Raw genomic sequence first — 19,135 nt, forward strand, 5'->3', positions numbered from 1 at the left:
TTATGTCAAGTGAGTACACCGTTCTAAAAGTCAATATCTTCGGGACCGATTATCCGGTGCGCGGGTCCACTGATCCGGAGTACATTCTGCGGGTGGCCCGGTACGTGGACCAAAAGATGCGCGAGGTCGATCAGGTGGCCGCTGGGCGTCCAGTGCTCAAGGTGGCTATCCTGGCCGCATTGAATATCGCAGATGAGCTCTTTCGCGAACGCGAACAGAGAGAGCGTCCCCTTGAGGCCTATGAAGAACGGGTACGGAGGCTTGCAGAGAAGCTGGCGGTAGTCTTAAGAGAGTCATCATCAGCGGCTGACCCGGAGCGGTGTCCCCCTGCGGGGTCAACCGAACAGTCAGCCGGTAGCCAGACCTGACCTACCAGTCGTCACGCCCCCAGGTGATGGTGCGCAGGCGAAGCGACTCGCCGCGATCGAGCCGCGAGTTTCGGCTATGGATGTGGCACGAGACCGTTGTGCCTCGGTGACCACAGGAGGTGGAGCGGATATGGATGTGACGACGTTGATCATCGCCATCGGCTGTGCTGCGGTGGCTTTCGTGGCAGGCTGGTATGCCAGCAAAAGGGTAGGCCAGGGCAAGATCGCCAGCGCAGAAAAGCTGGCCGAGAAGATTGTTTCCGAAGCCGAGAAGACCGCCGAGGCCTTGCGCAAGGAAAAGCTGCTGGAGGCCAAGGACGAATGGCTTCGGATGAAGCAAGAGTTTGAGAATGAGACCAAGTCCAGGCGCGTAGAGCTCCAAAACCTTGAGCGGCAGCTTGCCAATCGGGAGCTGAACCTCGATAAGCGCGCTGACCTGCTCAACAAGAAGGAGCGGGATCTCGAGCAACTTAGCCAGCAGCTCAAAGAGGAATCAGCTCAAGTCAAGAAGAGGCAGGAGGAGTTAGACCGTCTCATCGAAGAGCAAAACGCGCGTTTGGAGAAGATTTCCGGGTTGTCTCATGAGGAGGCGAAAAAGATCCTCATGGATAACCTGCTGGAGAAGGCGCGCCAAGAAGCCGCGCAGATGGTGAAGGAGATCAAAGACCAGGCGCGGCAAAATGCGAATCGGGAGGCGCGCGAGATCATTCTGCAGGCTATTCAGCGCTCGGCCGCCGACCATTCGGTAGAAACCACGGTTTCGGTGGTCAACCTGCCGAACGATGAAATGAAGGGACGCATCATCGGGCGCGAGGGCCGCAATATCCGCGCGTTTGAGATGGCCACGGGCATCGAGATCATCGTCGACGACACGCCAGAGGCGGTGATTCTTTCCGGATTTGACCCATTGCGGCGCGAGATTGCCCGTCAGGCGCTGGAGAAGTTGATCGCCGATGGGCGCATCCACCCAGCGCGCATCGAGGAGGTGGTACAGAAGACTGCCCAGGAAGTCGAAGAGAGTCTTTCCCAAGAAGGGGAGAAGGCAATGCTGGAGACTGGCGTGCACGGTCTTCACCCCGAGTTGGTTAAGCTTTTGGGCAAACTTCATTATCGCACCAGCTACGGCCAGAATGCTCTGCAGCACGCCATTGAAGTCTCGTACCTGGCGGGCTTGATGGCAGCCCAGTTGGGGCTCGATGCAAATCTGGCCAAACGCGCCGGTCTGCTCCACGACATCGGCAAGGCTATTGACCGATACACGGAGGGAACACACACTCAGATTGGCGTGGAGTTAGCCAAGAAGTACGGCGAGAACCCGGTGGTGATCAACGCCATTGCCGCACACCACGAGGACGTGGAAATTACCTCGCCTATCTCGATCTTGGTGCAAGCTGCCGACGCGATCTCCAGCTCCAGGCCCGGTGCCCGCCGCGAGTCGTTGGAAAGCTACGTGAAGCGGCTGGAGAAACTGGAGGAGGTTGCCAAGTCGTTTAGCGGCGTGGGCAGGGCATACGCTATCCAGGCGGGCCGCGAGATCAGGGTGATGGTGGAACCGGAAAAGGTAAGCGACGCAATGGCAGAACAGCTGTCCTCGGAAATCGCCCAGAAGATACAAGCAGAGATGGAATACCCCGGCCAGATCAAGGTGACGGTCATCCGCGAGTATCGCGCCGTCGACTACGCAAAGTGAGGCCGGCCCATGTGCGGAACGAAATGTGCGCCAGGTAGTACAATGCGATGACTGCGCGACTGATAGACGGCAAGGCGATTGCAGGCCAGATCACAGCCGAGCTCAGAACTGAGGTCAGTCGCCTCCGGGCCTTGGGCCTTCAACCCGGGCTTGCAGTGGTCCTTGTGGGAGATGATCCGGCCTCAGCAAGCTATGTTCGCGCGAAGCGGAAAGCGTGCGAGGAACTGGGCATTCACTCGGAAACCATCCACCTTCCTGCGCAGACAAGCCAGGAGGAAGTCCTGGCAACGCTGAGGCGCATTGTTAGCGACGGTTGGGCGCATGGGCTCCTGGTGCAGCTCCCGCTGCCGCCGCACATCGACGAACGGGCTATTCTAGAAGCCATTCCCCCCGCGATGGATGTGGACGGTTTCCACCCTATCAATCGGGGAAAGTTGGTTTCGGGCGAGGAGACGCTTGTTCCGTGCACGCCGGCAGGCATCCAGGAGCTCCTGTTGCGGTCCGGTTTTGACCCTGATGGGCAGCATGTGGTGATCGTCGGCAGGAGCCAGATTGTGGGCCTCCCATTGGCGATCCTTTTGGCGCAGAAAGCCCCTGGCGCCAACGCCACGGTCACGTTGTGTCACAGTAGAACCAAGGACCTGGCTGCCGTGACGAGGACTGCCGACATTCTGGTGGCGGCACTCGGTCGGGCACAGGCTATCAAGGCGGACATGGTCCGGCCCGGGGCGGTTGTGATCGATGTGGGGGTAAATCGGGTTCAAGACTCGCTGTCGCCCAAAGGCTACCGTCTGGTTGGTGACGTGGACTTTGAAGCGGTGTCTCAGGTAGCGGGAGCCATCACCCCGGTCCCCGGCGGGGTCGGGCCGATGACCATCGCAATGTTAATGCGCAATACTGTTAAGGCGGCGAAGGCCTCTTTGGCAAGGCATTGACCGTAACATGCGCCAGTAGCTCAATTGGACAGAGCGTTGGCCTCCGGAGCCAAAGGTTCCGGGTTCAAGTCCCGGCTGGCGTACCACCTCAACACTGCGAACACCCCCCGGGGTGACGGATCCGCGCACCCAACAGGCCAACGGGCAGGGACATGACATCCATACCCAGCCAGAAAGTCGTACAAGTCAGCATCACTGCCCAAAACGCGGGCATGATTTACGACGAAGGCACCGACCTTGACTCCGCCGAGTGGCGGTTGGCCTTCCAGGAGGCCCTCATACGCCAATACCGTTTCGCGGTGGGGGAGCTGAAGATCAGCGTGGAGGGCGAGCGGGCGGTTCTGCGCTGGACCCCACCTGCCTACGATGCAGTGGCCGAAAGCTACCACCGGAAAGCCCTAGAGCTTGCCCGGCAACGCGACTTTTCCCAGGCGGCCGCACAGTGGCGACTGGCATGCGATACTAACCCCGATGACCCCCACTACTGGTTCAACCTCTCCATTGCTCAGTTCGAACTGGGAAAATTCGACGAAGCGATTGCCTCCCTGCAACGTGTCCTCAGCATCTGTCCTGTGTACCACCGCGCCTACTTCCTGCTCGGGAGGGCCTTTATCAAACAGCGCAAATTCGCCGAAGCGCGAAAATGCTTTTCGGAAGGACTCCGGTTTGAACCGGACAACATTGCCGGGCTCATTAATCTGGCAGCCACGCAGAGCATTCTGCGGGAGCACGACAATGCTGTCGCTACTTATGAGCGCGTGCTCGCACTGAAGCCCAACGAGCCTCGAGCCTACTTCGGTCTGGCGAAAATCTACTCTGCTCTCGGTAACACGGACAAGGCCAACGAATGCTTCCGAAAGGTAGTTGAGCTTGACAAGAGCGGCGTTCTTGCCCCATTGGCACGCCATTCCATCGTGGTGCCGCGGTCGCTGCCCCAACAGTCTGCGCCAACTGCCATGGGTACTGACGACCTGTTCTCCTCCGGGTACCGCGCCCTGGCCGAAGGGGACTATGACACGGCAAGACGGCTATTGGAGAGTTATGTAGAAAAGAAACGCAAGGACGCCCACGTCTGGGCGCTCCTCGCAACTACATACCTGCGCTTGGGGGAACTCCACAAAGCGGAGGAGGCATGCGCGCAGGCCATCAAGATAGAGCCGAACGAAGGCATCCACTACAAGAAACAAGGAATCGTGCGTGACCTTCTCGGCGACCCCACCGGCGCGCATCAGGCATTGTCGCAGGCTCTAAGACTTGGCCGGTCGGACAGCGCGACACTTGCACTTCAGGGCAAATGCCTCGTTCTTTTGGGGCGTTTCAGGGAGGCGGTGGAACCTTTGGAGCAAGCAATCCGGCAGAACCGAAACAACCTGCTTGCTCACTATTATGCGGCTGCTGCATACGTGGACCTGGGCTTACCCCTCAAGGCGCAGGAGCATCTTCAGCACATACTCGCCGTGCGTGTAGCCTCTCCGCTTAAACAACGAGCCGAACGTCTCTTGGCGGAGCTGGACAAAGCACAGACCTGAGGCTCTTGCGCAGTCCCGCCTTCTTCGTCCCCTGCTCAAATCGGAAGTCGAGCAACTGAAACCTCCGCCCTCTGAACTCTGCGGCTGCATGGAAATGTGGGCTTTGCCCGTGTGTTCTTGTGGACGTTGCCCCGTATCTCCTTCTTCGCGCACCTACTCCACGGGGCCAAGATGTGTTCTGTCGCGCCTTATCTCCTCGGCCACCAAAATCTCAGTGTCGAACGCAACTTTGTCGATTCCGGAAATGCGCATTAGTAGCTCAAAGTATTGTGGCACAACGCCGCACTTCTTGCGCAACAGCTCCTCCAGAAGCGCAAGCTTGCTTGGGTCGGTGATGTGCTTTACCGCTTCTGGTGCGCCCAAGGAGCCGAAGGAAGCTACGACGAGAATCACGTTCTTGCGAGGTCCGGGCAGTTTGAGGATCAGAGCAAGATCCTCACTCGGTCCCTCCGAGGCCAGGGGAGCCTCGAAGACCCGTACGCAATCCGAACTTGCAGATCGATAGCGGATGCGATGCGGCACGATCTCGTAGTCAAAGTCCGATGCGGTGATCACCGTGTGACGCAGGATACCGAGTGTCTTGATGCTACCCACAAAAATGATGTTGTATTCCTCAAGATTGGCTGGCCGCAGCTCCGATGCGCTTTTCAGCAAAGGGCGCTGCTGAAATGACGCCAGGGCGGTGAGCACTGGGGGCAAGCTCCAGATGCTGTGGTGGGGATAGTATTTCTCGCGGTGATCGGTCACCTGCACCTGGGGATGACGCGCTCTGAAAAGCTTGAGATCCTCCTCCGAGTTGATAGTGAGGTCCCTCACGTACACAGTCCTTCCGTACTCCGGTCGAAACTCTGTGTAGAAAAAGTGATCACCCACCGCTACAAGCACGGGCAGAGCCGAGTGGGCGAAAGGAAACCAGATGGGGTCTTCCACGTGGATTGGGCGGTGAGAAGCCAGCTCCCTGCGCAAACTTCGATTGTGGAGCCACAATCCGAGCGCGAGTCCGGCCAGTAGAACGCTGAGTATGAGAGGGGCATAACGTAGCCGCCGCGCAAATGAACGCCGCAAGGAGAGGTCCGCAGCAGTCTCAGGGAGAAAATGCACCTCGTAGTTCCCCTTAGGTATCTGCAGCCGAAACCTGTCTTCCTTTCCCTCGGTGAGGTAGTATTTCTCGAGTTTTCTCCTTAGCGTGTAGATGTGGGACCTCACAGTCGTGTCCTCGGCAGGATTAAAGTGCGCGTCCTTGCCAAAGACCTCCATGGCGATAGTCGTTTCCTTTAGTCGCCTTCCCGCTTTTGTGGCTTCAAATAGATAAGTCAAAAGCTGTTGGTGAATCTTGGAGCTGGCAAATTCCTCGCTTGCCAGGATCTTCTCCAACAGTCTTTTTTGAATCGCTTCGTCGATCATGTTCTTTTGCTTCCTCCCACCGGCCGAATGGCTTGTGTGGTTTCCCTTGCCCGCTGTGAATTTACGCATCCTAAACGGGAAAAGCAACCGAAAAGTCAATGGTTCTGGTCAGGTGTCCGAGATTCAGCATGGTGCCCGTTGGCCAAAGGTTTTAGTCAGTTTTTGACATGCCTTGACACTTGATAATACATTGTTTTTGACCGTTATGAACTTTACTTATTCAGGAGCAGAAGTTATATTGCGGTGGTCATTTGTGACGGAATTCCGCTCAGCGAGGGAGCGATCGCTGCGGGAGTAAGGGCCACCACACCCCGCAGTGTCATCTGGCAGCACGCAGGGAGTTTCGCTCGGGCGGCTGAAGGGTTAGAGCTGCGCGGTCCTGCTCACGAAAGTAAAGAACTGATTCTTTTCGGTCTCCCGCGTGAGCGAATGTCTTTGTTGAATAATGTTCACGAGCGAGCGTCCGCAGCACTCTGGTCTGGCATGTGGCGAGCAGAGCCTGCATTTTGGCGATGCCGTACAGATGGGGAGGTGATACATGCGCCCCTTCACTACACTTTTGTGTGCAGGGTCCCTGGGGGTAGTACTTTTTCCCGTGGTAGCGTTGGGCCAAGGGCACATCTATGGGGTGGTGAGCGATTCTTCTACCGGCAAGCCGCTCGTGGGTGCCAATGTCTACCTTGTGGGAACAGCGCTGGGTAGCTCCACCAACTTAGAGGGCACCTTCCGCATCACACGGGTGCCTGCAGGGGAGTATGTGTTGCGTGTCTCGTACATCGGTTACAAGACAAAGAACATCCCCCTGCAAGTGCGACCGGGACAGCTTTTGCGGCACGATGTCGCCTTGGCCCTTGATGTGCTCCAGGGGCAGGCGGTAGTTGTTACCGCGCAAGCGGTGGGCCAAGCTGCGGCCATCAACCGGCAGTTGACGGCCAACACGATAATGAATGTGGTCTCGGAGGAGAAAATCCAGGAGGTACCCGACGCCAATGCTGCCGAGTCGGTAGGTCGCCTGCCTGGGGTCTCTGTGCGCCGCTCGGGCGGGGAAGCGAACAAGATCGTCCTCAGAGGGTTGAGTGACAAATTTAGCGCATTCATGGTCGATGGGGTCCGCATTGCTCCGACCGACGCTGACGCCCGGGGCGTTGACCTCAGCACGATTTCTCAGGGATCATTGGCGGGCATCGAGCTGTATAAAGCCATTACCGCCGATCAGGACGGAGATGCTATTGCCGGCAGCGTAAATTTTGTCACCCGCAGGGCCCCTTCTTCACGCCTCATGCGCGTAGACGGACGGGGGGCGCACAATCGCCTGAGTGGTACCTACGACCAGTATGACTGGGTACTTCGTTACGGGCAGCGCTTTTTTGGTGATGTGCTCGGCGTGCAGGTGTCAGCGAACGCAGAGAAGAAGGACAGGAGCAAGGAAAATCTGGACCTGGACTATGAACTGCGAGCAATCGCAAGTGGTACCGATTACGAGATTACGGATTTTACCCTCAACTTCACCGACGAAACGCGCTACCGGCAGGGATTGAGCGTCTTGCTCGATGTAGATACCCCGGACCGTGGTTCCATTCGGCTGAACAACATTTTCAATCGAACAAAAAGAAACTTCATTGAGTATCGGCGCAATTACCCCACCACAGGAGAGGAGCTCTTTTACGCGGCGAGAGACCGGGAACAGGAGATTGGCACCTACACGGGGTCATTGGTCGGAGACAATCATCTCTTTGGCTTCAGCGCCAATTGGGGTTTGTCTTACGCCAACTCCAAATCCGAGTTTCCCTTTGACTATGAGATTGACTTCACCGAACCTTCCACGACCGATCCCCAAGGGAATCCGCTCTCGCACATGCGGCCCGTACCAACCTCGGTACTTCACGGACCACCCGAACTCATCATTCCTTACGCCCTGAACAACTTCAAAATGGCCTACTTGTACACAGCGTATTTCCGTGGGGAGGAAAACCACGACACAGAGAGGACCGGTTTCCTCAACATCTCCCGGGAGTACACCTTGGGCAGCCACCTTTCAGGGGAGATCAAACTCGGGGGGAAGTACCGGGATCGGGCAAGGGATAGGTCGCGTTCCGAAGTGTTCTCTCCTTACTACAATGAAGCTTTTGCGGAATATGTTGACTCGGCCGGTACTATTGTTCGCAAGAATTTTGCGGGCACCCGGTTTGCGAGCCTGGAGAAGGCCGGCAACATGATTCTGATGACCAATTTCCTCGATCCTGTTCCGGCGCAGAGGAAGCTCTTTGGTAAGTATGCCCTCTACCCTCTATTCAACCGAGATGCTGTTCGCTTATGGTGGGAGCTGAATCGCGATGGCTATCAAGATCCTGCGGGGCGAAATCCCGAATATGAACGGAATCTTGAGCCGGATGCCCTCTACTACGACATCACCGAACGTGTGTCTGCAGCCTACCTAATGAACACTCTACGGTTTGGGCAGAGGGTGACGGTCGTGGCAGGGGTCCGGGTTGAGCACGAGAACAACGATTACCTGTCGCGTTACTCAAAGGGGACCTTGAGTGGCTTTCCAGTACCGACCGGCGCCATTCGAGACACCACGGCCTCTCATCAGGAAACAGTTTGGCTGCCGAATTTCCACGCAACGGTGCGTCCGGTTTCTTTTGCGAATGTCCGTCTCGCCGCGTACAAGGCTCTTGCTCGGCCAGATTTCAACTACCGACTGCCGAACGTCGTGTTGAAGGCGCGCAGTACGTTTTTCCCCGGCAACAACCTCCACGTTGGCAACCCACATCTTAAGGCGGCAAAGGCATGGAACTTTGAGGTGAACACCTCCTTTTTCGGAAACAAGATTGGTCTTCTTTCTATCTCCGCTTTCTATAAGAAAGTGGAGGACATGTTCCATTTTATGAACGGTTTGCCCATGGTGGGGCAGTCGGCGCTGGATAGTCTGGGGATTGGGGTAAAGAACCCCTTTGGAGTGAACGAGTTCGTGCTCTATTTCCCGTATAACTCCACCAAGCCGACAGTGGTGAAGGGGATAGAACTGGAACACCAAGCGAACCTCCGTTTTCTGCCTGGCCTGTTAGGCAATATCGTTCTCAGCTACAATCTGTCCGTAGTCCGGTCGGAGACGTTTATCCCAAGCACAAGGGTGGAAACGTACGAAGTTGTGGTTCCACCGCTACCGTTTCCGGTGAAGAAGACCCGGTACGTTTTGGAAGAGCGCAAGCAGAAGTTAGAGGGCCAACCGCAACTCTTCGGCAATTTTGCGATCGGCTATGACATTGGGGGCTTTTCAGGAAGGCTTTCGGTGTTTCACCAGGGACGGTTCAACCGAACATTCTCAGTGGATGGACGTAGTGACGTAGTGCAGAATGCCTATACGCGTTGGGACCTGGCGCTCAAACAGCAGATTACTCACAACCTGGCATTCATGTTCAACCTTAACAATCTGTCGAACCTCCATGAAGGAACGTCGGTGTTGAACAGAATTCAGGGATGGGACCTGCTGAGCACAGATGAGATCTATGGATGGACCGCGGATGTGGGCGTACGCATCAACCTTTGACAAAAAGGTACCTCCACAGGTTGGCCCCTGCGCGGCCCAGGCCCGGCAGGAGGCCGGCCGGGAGGTTGCAGGCTTGTGGGTGTAAACCAAACGTAGGAGGGAACCGCCATGAGAGGGTCCCGAGTGCTAGCGGCGTTGGTGGCAGCTGTTTTGGCACTGCCAGCTGGGCTCGTTGCTCAGGACGAGCTGATAATTCCCCCGACTGACGGGTCCACGTTCCTCAACAAGCAGATTGAGGACGACGTCAGCCGGCCCCCCGGCCGTGTGTACGTGCTGAAGCGGGACGGCTTCTACCTATTCAATGGTGTGTTGACCAACAATGGCTGGGTTCTGCGCATTAGGGCAGAAGAAGGAACGGGTCAGAAGCCGGTGATCTACCTGATAGCCGACGCGGCAACGGGCGTGTTTCCTTCCCATTTCATCGAGATGGGAGAGGACGTGTATCTTAAGGACATCGTGCTGGTCGGTTTTATCGAGTCAATGGAGGGACAAATCGCCAACAACCCACCACGTTTGATCCGTTCCCGAGCTGCGGGTTTTGACCTTGTCATCGATGGGTGCATAATCACCCAGTCGCGCGGGGAACACATCCGCCTGGAACAGGCGACGCGCCTCGTGAAGATTACAAACTGCATTTTCGCCAATATGGGCGACTTGGGCACCTCGAACCTTGGCGCAGGCAAGCCCATAGACTTCCGCAATGCCTCCTGTGACTCGGCCATTTTCATCAACAACACTTTCGTTAACTTCCACGACCGCGTTGTGCGCCACCGCGCTAGTGTCGCGGCCATCAACCACTTCATATTTGACCACAACACAGTGGTCAACTCGCTAGGCTACCACGGGACGCTGGTCTTGGGTTGGCTTGGTAAGGAGTGCCGCATCACGAACAACCTCTTCGTTGACCATTTCATCGCCGGTGCGGACACCGACCGCACCCGCCAGGCAGAATTTGAGGAGCCGGGCGAGCTGGATCCTCGGAATGGCCTGGGGCGCATGGCCTGGGTACTTTCGGTGCCCAATGACACAACCCACTGGGTGGTAACGGGCAACTATTACGCGGTGAGCCCGGAGGTGCAGGCCTTTTATGACCGCCACGCTGCCGAAGGTCTACTGGGTGAGGGTCCCGCGCTCACGCATCACATCTGCAGCCGACTCGGAGCCGATTCCTCCAACGCTTTCGTCAAGGAAGACATTGTCCTTGCTAACCGGCCACGGCCCATGGTCAACATGGCGGAGTGGTACCGCAACCCCAACGGCGGAAACAAGACCAAGAACACTCCTTCCGACAAGTGGAACCGGGCAACTGATGACTATGATCGCAGGCCGTGGCAATACTTTGCCGACACGCTTGATTGCAGCTACCCGACCTCTACCGCGGCATATACTGGCGCGCTGGGCGGTTTTCCGGCAGGCGACCTCAACTGGTTCCCTGCGAAAAAGGCTGAATGGGAGGTATGGGTGACTTCGGTGGAGCGGCGACAGGCGGCTCCGCTGGAGTTTGCCCTTTATCAGAACTATCCAAATCCATTCAACCCTTGTACCACGATCCGCTTCAACATCAGCAGACCAGAGTTTGTCACGCTTAAGATCTACGATATGCTCGGTCGTCTCGTTGCGACGCCGCTTGCGCAGCGCGTGGGGGCTGGGCAACACGTTATCAGTTTTGACGGCAGCCAATTGCCAAGCGGAGTTTACTTGTACGCCATACAGGCAGGTCGGCACGAGGCGTTTAGGAAGATGGTGCTCATGAAGTAGTCTGCGCCATTGTTGTAACGAGGGTGACAAATACCGCAGAGAGTCTTGTTTCAGCGACTCTTTGCGTACGTCCTGCTTGCAAGCCGGCGGGAAGTGACGCTCAGTGGTGCCCAAGCGTGCGAGCGTGGCACAGCCTCATCCCGCCGGCTACTCACCCTCTTCGGTCCAGGGAGGGGTGTGGCATCCGCGGGTGCCTCGGACTTTCATATCATGCAGCTTCAGACCATTGCTTGCGAATCTGAGCATGTTACTCACGGATTGTCCGTATGGTCGTCGGCTTGCCGAAGGTGGCGAAGGGACGCGTACCATACTCCAGAAAAGGGGTAGTCGTTGTGGGGTTGCGTGCCCACAAGGCAAGGGGCGCAACACTTGGTAGGTACGACTGGCCAATCGTCCAGGACCCCCTGGGTTCGCCTGCAGTATCGCTCAGGAAGCGGGTTCTCATGAGTGGATAGAGGCGAGGGGACTTGGATGTCTGCCTCGATTCGCGGGCGCCGTTCATTAGGAAGTGCACTGGACGCTTCGGGGAGCGAAAGGACCTTGCCGATTACACGGTGCTGTGGTGTCCGGTACGAACCACGGCTTTGGAGTTGAATTGAGGAGGGAAAAAACCTCCCTACGGGGAATGGTGATGATACGGGAGTGTGACTAACAAAGCAGGAAGGGTGTGTCATGATCAGAGGGAGCCCGGCCATCAAAAGGTTGCCCAAGGGCCTTTGGCCTTTCGGGTTTGCACTCCTTCTCGGGTTTCTTGCGGCCCTTTGGCCGGGATGTCAGCACCAAAACCCGGGTTGGAACAGTGTCGAGGCAATTCTGCAACGCATCACGCCTCCCACTTTTCCAGCTCGTACCTTTGTGGTTACTAACTTCGGGGCGATCGGCGATGGCCAGACCGATTGCACAGCGGCTCTCCAGGCTGCCATTGACGCGTGTCACGCTGCAGGCGGTGGGCTGGTGCTCGTGCCAGAAGGGAGCTTTCTCACCGGCGCAATCCATCTCAAGAGCAGGGTGAACCTTCATCTCGAAAAAGGCGCGAGAATGCTCTTCAGCAGAGACCCCAAGAAATACCTCCCCGTGGTCTATACCAGGTTCGAGGGAGTGGAGTGCATGAACTATTCACCGTTCATCTACGCCTTCGGACAAGAGGATGTGGCGATCACCGGTGAAGGAACTTTGGACGGTCAGGCGGATACAACAGTGTGGTGGCCTTGGTGCGGCAACCCTAAGCATGGCTGGTTTCCCGGGGCCCCAAAGCAGGACTTGGATCGGGAGCAGCTTTTCCGCATGGCGGAGGAGGGAGTACCAGGCGAAAAGCGAATCTTTGGCGAAGGACACTACTTGCGGCCAAACTTCATCCAGTTCTACAAGTGCAAGAGAGTGCTGGTTGAAGGTGTGACCATCGAACGCTCGCCGATGTGGGTCATTCACCCTGTGCTCTGTGAGAATGTGACCGTGCGAGGGGTAAGGGTGGTAAGCCATGGCCCAAACAACGATGGGTGTAACCCAGAGTCTTCCCGCGATGTTCTGATTACCGACTGCTACTTCGACACTGGCGATGATTGCATCGCCATCAAGTCCGGCCGGAATGCCGACGGAAGGCGAGTGGGTATACCGAGCGAAAACATCGTGGTGCGCAATTGCACCATGAGGGATGGGCATGGTGGCGTCGTAATGGGAAGTGAGACCACAGGAGGGTGCCGGAACATTTTCGTCGAAGACTGCGTGATGGACAGCCCCAACCTGGAGAGAGCCTTGCGCATAAAAACCAACTCGCTGCGGGGCGGCACGGTCGAAAACGTCTTTATGCGCAACGTGCAAGTGGGTGAGGTGAAGGAGGCAGTGGTCCACATCTTCTACCATTATGGCGAAGGCGATGTGGGATTTCACACCCCAGTTGTTCGCAATATTTTCTTGACAAACGTGAGCAGCAAGAAGAGTCGGTATGCTCTATTTGTCAAAGCCTACGAGCGGTCCCCCGTCAGGAATTTGCGACTGGAACATTGTTCGTTTGACGGTGTGCAGAGCGGCAACGTTTTGGAGCACGTGCAAGGGATCTTCTTCAAGGACGTGACCATCAACGGCGTGAAGGTTAGTCCCGCTGGCTCTTAGCCGGGGACGGTTGTTCGGGTGCGATGTGGACTGTCCATGCGAGTCGTTCTTGTCATAACCAGCCTCGTGGCTGTGGCCTACCTCTCTGCGCAGCCGCTTGCTTTTCCGGGCGCTGAGGGCTTTGGCCGCTTCGTGAGTGGCGGTCGCGGGGGGAGAGTAATCGAGGTCACCAGCCTGGACGATTCAGGTCCCGGCACCTTACGCGCGGCTCTCACTCAACCTGGGCCGCGAACTGTGGTGTTCAGGGTCGGAGGCACTATTACGTTGCTCTCACCTCTGGTGATCACATGCGATAGCGTGACAGTCGCCGGCCAGACAGCCCCGGGGGACGGTATCTGTATACGCGGCTATCCACTCATCGTTGACGCTGATAATGTGATCATCCGCTACATCCGGGTGCGGATGGGTGACCTTGCGAAAACCGAGGGGGACGCGCTCAGTGTCATGTTCCGGAAGGACATCATCATTGACCATTGTTCATTTAGCTGGGCCACTGACGAGGTGCTGACAGTCCGGGATAACGAGAACACCACAGTGCAATGGTGCATCATTGCCGAAAGCCTGAACCGGTCCTACCACCACAAGGGCTCACACGGCTATGGCGGCATTTGGGGCGGCAAGGGTGCTTCATTTCACCACAACCTGCTCGCTCACCATGCGAGCAGAAATCCACGCTTCAACGGCAGCCGTTACCACGGAGAACCCGAGCGTGAACTGGTCGATTTCCGGAACAACGTGATCTACAACTGGGGGGAGCAAAGTGCCTATGGAGGGGAAGGTGGTCGATACAATGTTGTCGGAAACTATTACAAGTATGGCCCGGCAACGAGGCACAAGAACAGGATCGTGGAGCCGTGGAGCGACCAGGGCCGTTGGTACATAGCCGACAACTACGTTTTCGGCTTCAACCAAATCACAGAGGACAACTGGGCCGGGGGAGTTCAGGGTGACTTCTGGCGCAAGGTTCGAGCTGCAGAACCTTTTGTCGTGGCTCCAGTGACCACGCACAGCGCCGAGGCTGCCTACGCATTGGTCCTGGCGCAGGCGGGGGCGGTGCTGCCCAGGCGCGACCAGGTGGATGAGCGGATCATCCAGGAGGTGCGCACCGGCACAGCGAGGTTCGGCTCGGGCAAACGCGGGATCATCGATTCACAGGAACAAGTGGGGGGATGGCCTGAGCTTCGCAATGGGGACGCGCCTGCTGATTCTGACCACGACGGCATGCCCGACGTGTGGGAATTGGCGCGAAACCTTAACCCCAACGATCCTGCAGATGGCAATGCCGACCCTGACGGAGATGGGTACACAAACCTGGAGGATTATTTTGATGCCTTGTGTCACCAAGAGGCCATCCTCCGAGGAGAAACGGGAGGGAACGGTGCATCAGACCGCAAGTGGTGATCTGTATGCTCCCAGTCGCGTAGGCACCTGGGTCTGTTCAGTCATGGAGGGAAAAAGCAGGCTGTGACCCGTTGGGCGAACAGACGGGGGTGGCATTGCTCCAACTTCACCAGCGAGCGCATGAAAAGGCAGGGCGAAGCAGTGGGCAAGAGGGCTGATACAGTAGCAATGATGTGGGAAGACACAAGTGGGCACAAGAGGTTGGCAAAGTGGAGCGCGGTTTCCCTCTGCACGCTCATAATAGCGTTCGGCTCATGTGAGCGAACGCCTGGCCCCGAAAGTCAAGACCCACTTTTTTGGGCCACGCGCGTTGCAGAGACAGTGATGAAGCGCCAGCCTGCCGGGTACGGTGACTGGGACTATGTAACAGGGACGGTGTTGCGCGGGTTTGAAGAGCTGTGGCGCGTCACCAACGAGGAACGCTATTTCTCGTACCTCAAGGCCACTGTCGATAGGGCAGTGAAGGAGGACGGCGAGATTGCAGGCTATAACCCGGGCAAGTATAGTCTTGATGACGTGCAAGAAGGCCGGCTCCTCCTGTTCCTGTTCAAACAGACTGGGGAACAAAAATACGCAAAGGCAGCCCAGCAGATACGGGAACAGATCAGAACACACCCGCGCAATGCTCTTGGGGGATTGTGGCATAAGGCAATCTATCCGCATCAGATGTGGTTGGATGGACTCTACATGGCGCAGCCATTCTGTGCAGAGTTTGCCGCAATGTATGGGGACAGCACCCTGCTGGAGGACGTTTTCCGGCAATTCGAGCTTGTAGAACGGCACCTGCGCGATGCTCGGACTGGGCTCTATTATCACGGTTGGGACCACTCACGGCAAGCAAGCTGGGCAGATCCGGCCACTGGTGTATCGCCTTCCTTTTGGGCTCGAGCCCTGGGATGGTACATGATGGCTCTTGTTGACGTGTTGGATTTTGTCCCGGAAAGCCACCCGAGGCGCGGCGACCTCATCAAGTCGTTGGGTAACCTAGCTCAAGCCGTGCGCAGGTACCAGGATGCCCGTACGGGGCTCTGGTTCCAGGTCATAGATCAAGGGACCCGCTCCGGGAACTACCTCGAAAGCTCGGCATCCGCGATGTTCGTCTATGCGCTGGCAAAAGCAGTACGCATCGGATACTTGGACAAATCGTATCTCTCAACTGTTCGAAAAGGATTTCAAGGACTGACAAAGTTTACGCTGTACCAGGATTCAGGCGGAGGTGTTAACCTGGTAAGGATATGCAAGAGTGCTGGTCTGGGTGGAGACTACCATGAGAAAGTACGCGATGGCAGCTACGAGTACTATGTGTACATGGAGCCAGTGGTCCCTAACGACGGCAAGGGGCTCGGGCCTTTCCTTGCTGCCTGTGCCGAACTGGCGAGGCTTTCACGTCGCGTACCACATTGAGGCCTGGAAAGCTCCGCTGAAGACGCGAGAAGCGGGAGAGCAGAGTGCACCTATCCATCGCGGGAGGTAATTTGCGCCAATGAAAGGCATGAGGCTTTGCTCTGTCTGCGCGCTGCTGTTATGGTCTGCTGGCCTAGGAATGGCGCAGAGCGTAGGTAAGATTGCCGGCAAGGTCACCGATGCGGGCACCGGCGAGGCACTACCTGGCGCCAATGTCGTGATCGTCGGGACCACCATGGGGGCGGCAACGGATGGGACCGGGTCCTACTACATCCTCAATGTGCCGCCAGGAAAGTACTCCATACGCGCCTCGATGATGGGGTATAAGCCGATGGTGGTCGTCGACGTGATCGTGAACGTGGGTCGGACCACGCCGGTCAATTTCGCCTTGACGCAAACCGTGTTGGAGCTAGGGGAGGTCGTGGTGCAGGCGACCCGCCCTGATGTGGAACGAGACAAGACCTCTACTAGCGCCATCGTCCGCTTCGACGAGGTGCAGATGCTTCCCGGCATCCGGGACATCGGCGATGTGATTGGACTTGCGGCCGACATTGTGGACGGCCACTTTCGCGGCGGACGACAAGGCGAGGAATACTACCTCCTACAGGGCTTGGGTATTGTTAACCCCCTGGACCGCTCCTCAGCCTTCTTGCCCATCATGAGCGGGGTGGAGGAGGTGGAGGTGATCACCAGCGGCTTTGGGGCGCAATACGGGAACGCCCAGTCGGGCATTGTGAACATTTCGATGAAAGAGGGGGATCGGCACACCTGGCACACCCGCTTTGAGTCGCGAGTGCGCGCACCAGGGCGCAAGCACTTCGGGCCAAGTGTCTACGATCCTAACGCAAATCGCTATCTTCGCTTACTCCTTGATGAAAACGTGTGGCTGCGAGGCGACCCGAGCGCCGAACACGCGCAACCGTACTATGGCACCATGGCCTCTGGACTGACCAGTGGCTTTGCCGGCGACACATTGGTGCAACTGGCCGTGGCGAGGGCCCTGTGGGGACAAACCCGTAGAGATATCGGCCTCACCTACGGAAACAACATGGACTATGCGTTGGAACTGGCCACGGGCGGGCCCCTCAACCGGAAGATGCGCATGTTTGTGGCATTACGCTCAGAACGGGAATGGCCAGTTTTTCCCACGGAACAACCCAGCCAAGAACACCAAGCAATGGGGAACCTCGTGACTGACGTGGGCGGCACGGCCACTCTCCGCATTAGCGGTGGACTGTCGCGCTTAGATGACATTGTCTTTCCCGGCGCCAACAGCGTGAGTGGCTACCAGAGATGGCTGTGGGACCGTATTACGGGAACTAGACAGCGCAAGAGGCTCAATACCCAGCTTGGTGCACGGTTTACCAAAACGTTGAGCCAGAAGACCTTTTATGAGCTGAAGTTGAATTCCCTCGTCACCTCCAACATGGTGGGGGCAACCCCGGTGCCGGATGTCCTCCCGGACTCGATTGACTTCAACTGGGTGGTCGGCACAATCGCCTTCCCGAACAACAACTCGCCTGATCAGTTGAGTTACCAACTGGGTTACGACTCCTTCACTAGGGAAAAGACACGCACGCTTTCGCTGGATGGTGCATTCACCAGTCAAGTGACACGAGCGCACCTGCTCAACGCGGGGGTGCAGCTTAACGCTTACTCAGTGGACGTGTCAAATTTCCTCAATGTTCGCTCGAGTCGACAATTAGAGCGCTACACTGCGCACCCATTTGAAGCAGCCTTCTACGCCCAGGACAAAATGGAATTCGAGGGCCTTATCGCAAATGTGGGGCTGCGATTGGATGTCTGGCATTCGGGGGCCGAGTACTATGTGGACCTCTATACGCCATTCGGGAGCGCAGATTCCTTGGGCAGGTTTTCGCCCGATAGAGGGCAACGAAAGCGCTCGCCCACCTATGCTCGCCTGCAGCCACGGCTTGGATTCTCCTTTCCGGTGTCGGCGAGCACGGTGTTTCACCTCAACTACGGTGCCTTCATGCAAAGGCCCTCGTTACAGTATCTCGTTGCCCAGCGCGTAGGCCAAAGGTTACACGATCCCATCATCCTCGGTAACCCTAAACTGGAGCCCGAGACGACCAATAGCTACGATGTCGGCGTGGTGCAGGCCCTTGGCGAGGGGTTTACCGTAGATGTGAGTGGCTATTACAAAGACGTCAAACACCTTGTGCAGCAGGCCAATTTCATCGACCAAAGGGCGGGGTACCAGGTGAGCTCATACTTCAACCTGGACTATGCGGATATTCGCGGCTTCCGGGTGATGGTGAGCAAGAGGAGGGGCGCTCTAACTGGCTCGGTCAATTACCAGTACGGGTATGCGACCGGTAAGAGCGCAACGGCCACGGCCGCTACGCCGATCTTCAACCGCGACACGAGCATGGTTGTGACCACCGACCTGACTAACGTGCCGACCCGCGACATAGTGCTCGATTTCGACAGGACGCACAACTTGGTTTTGACCATGAGTTACACCACAGGCAAAGACTGGGGGCCTTCGCTTGGGCGGTGGCGCCCGCTTGCTGAGGCCTCGGTCTCCTTCTACGCTACCGTGCGAAGTGGCAGACCCTATACCTCGCCAAGCGATATCCGCCTCATCAATGTGAAGCGCGCCCCGACAGAGCACAGCGCGGACCTCCGCATTACCAAGACATTGCATAGGTTCCTCGGCCTATCCAGCAGGCTTTACCTCGAGGTCTTCAACGTTTTCAACCACAAGATACTTAACTACGACTATCTTTTCCAGCGCCCGACTGCCACAAATCCAAACCTCCCGCTTCAGTACTACGAGCAGTATCCCATCGACGACAAAGACAACGGCGTACGCTACTGGTGGGACAAAGGGAGACAAGGCCCATTCAGCCTCGACCAATCGTTTCTCATCTATGACAATGCACCACGTTCATTCCACTGTGGCATGGTGGTGGAGTTTTAGGCCAATCCGGGTGAGCGGACTATGAGAACTGTGCGATCTA

The 19,135-nt window shown here is 57.1% G+C and carries 11 protein-coding genes and 1 tRNA gene; 11 read left to right on the forward strand and 1 reads right to left on the reverse strand.

Annotated elements, in window-relative coordinates; all coding sequences use genetic code 11:
- Positions 1–2 precede the first annotated feature (2 nt).
- The 5 genes from ONB25_05910 (at position 3) to ONB25_05930 (ending at position 4,522) form a co-directional block, all read left to right on the forward strand.
- Positions 3–368: a cell division protein ZapA gene (locus ONB25_05910; GenBank protein ID MDZ7392413.1), complete on the forward strand. Its 366-nt coding sequence runs from the start codon at positions 3–5 to the stop codon at positions 366–368.
- 130 nt (positions 369–498) lie between these two features.
- The gene (rny, locus tag ONB25_05915; GenBank protein ID MDZ7392414.1) at positions 499–2,058 is read left to right on the forward strand and encodes a ribonuclease Y; all 1,560 of its coding nucleotides are present in this window, start codon (positions 499–501) and stop codon (positions 2,056–2,058) included.
- 47 nt (positions 2,059–2,105) lie between these two features.
- On the forward strand, positions 2,106–2,993 hold the full coding sequence (folD, locus tag ONB25_05920) for a bifunctional methylenetetrahydrofolate dehydrogenase/methenyltetrahydrofolate cyclohydrolase FolD (protein ID MDZ7392415.1): 888 nt from the start codon (positions 2,106–2,108) through the stop codon (positions 2,991–2,993).
- 9 nt (positions 2,994–3,002) lie between these two features.
- Positions 3,003–3,079 (forward strand) — tRNA-Arg (locus tag ONB25_05925).
- Between the two features lie 66 nt (positions 3,080–3,145).
- Positions 3,146–4,522 (forward strand): tetratricopeptide repeat protein, encoded by a 1,377-nt coding sequence (locus ONB25_05930; protein ID MDZ7392416.1) that lies wholly within the window; start codon positions 3,146–3,148, stop codon positions 4,520–4,522.
- A gap of 153 nt (positions 4,523–4,675) precedes the next feature.
- On the opposite strand, the gene ONB25_05935 is transcribed toward ONB25_05930, so the two are convergent.
- On the reverse strand, positions 4,676–5,926 hold the full coding sequence (locus tag ONB25_05935; protein MDZ7392417.1) for a helix-turn-helix domain-containing protein: 1,251 nt from the start codon (positions 5,924–5,926) through the stop codon (positions 4,676–4,678).
- A 538-nt stretch (positions 5,927–6,464) separates the two neighbouring features.
- Here ONB25_05935 and ONB25_05940 point away from each other — a divergent pair.
- The 6 genes from ONB25_05940 to ONB25_05965 all read left to right on the forward strand — a co-directional run bounded on the left by ONB25_05940 (position 6,465) and on the right by ONB25_05965 (position 19,095).
- Positions 6,465–9,476, forward strand: a complete 3,012-nt coding sequence (locus tag ONB25_05940; GenBank protein MDZ7392418.1) for a TonB-dependent receptor — start codon at positions 6,465–6,467, stop codon at positions 9,474–9,476.
- A 108-nt stretch (positions 9,477–9,584) separates the two neighbouring features.
- Positions 9,585–11,234, forward strand: a complete 1,650-nt coding sequence (locus ONB25_05945; GenBank protein ID MDZ7392419.1) for a T9SS type A sorting domain-containing protein — start codon at positions 9,585–9,587, stop codon at positions 11,232–11,234.
- 672 nt (positions 11,235–11,906) lie between these two features.
- On the forward strand, positions 11,907–13,343 hold the full coding sequence (locus ONB25_05950) for a glycoside hydrolase family 28 protein (GenBank protein ID MDZ7392420.1): 1,437 nt from the start codon (positions 11,907–11,909) through the stop codon (positions 13,341–13,343).
- Positions 13,344–13,379: 36 nt separating this feature from the next.
- Positions 13,380–14,744 carry a pectate lyase gene (locus tag ONB25_05955; GenBank protein MDZ7392421.1) on the forward strand — a complete coding sequence of 455 codons (1,365 nt, stop codon included), beginning with the start codon at positions 13,380–13,382 and terminating at the stop codon, positions 14,742–14,744.
- 171 nt (positions 14,745–14,915) lie between these two features.
- Positions 14,916–16,148: a glycoside hydrolase family 88 protein gene (locus ONB25_05960; protein ID MDZ7392422.1), complete on the forward strand. Its 1,233-nt coding sequence runs from the start codon at positions 14,916–14,918 to the stop codon at positions 16,146–16,148.
- Between the two features lie 79 nt (positions 16,149–16,227).
- Positions 16,228–19,095, forward strand: a complete 2,868-nt coding sequence (locus ONB25_05965; GenBank protein ID MDZ7392423.1) for a TonB-dependent receptor — start codon at positions 16,228–16,230, stop codon at positions 19,093–19,095.
- Positions 19,096–19,135: the final 40 nt, after the last annotated feature.

The sequence above is a fragment of the candidate division KSB1 bacterium genome (genome assembly GCA_034506335.1).
In the GTDB taxonomy this organism is placed as follows: domain Bacteria; phylum Zhuqueibacterota; class Zhuqueibacteria; order JANLFK01; family Oleimicrobiaceae; genus Oleimicrobium.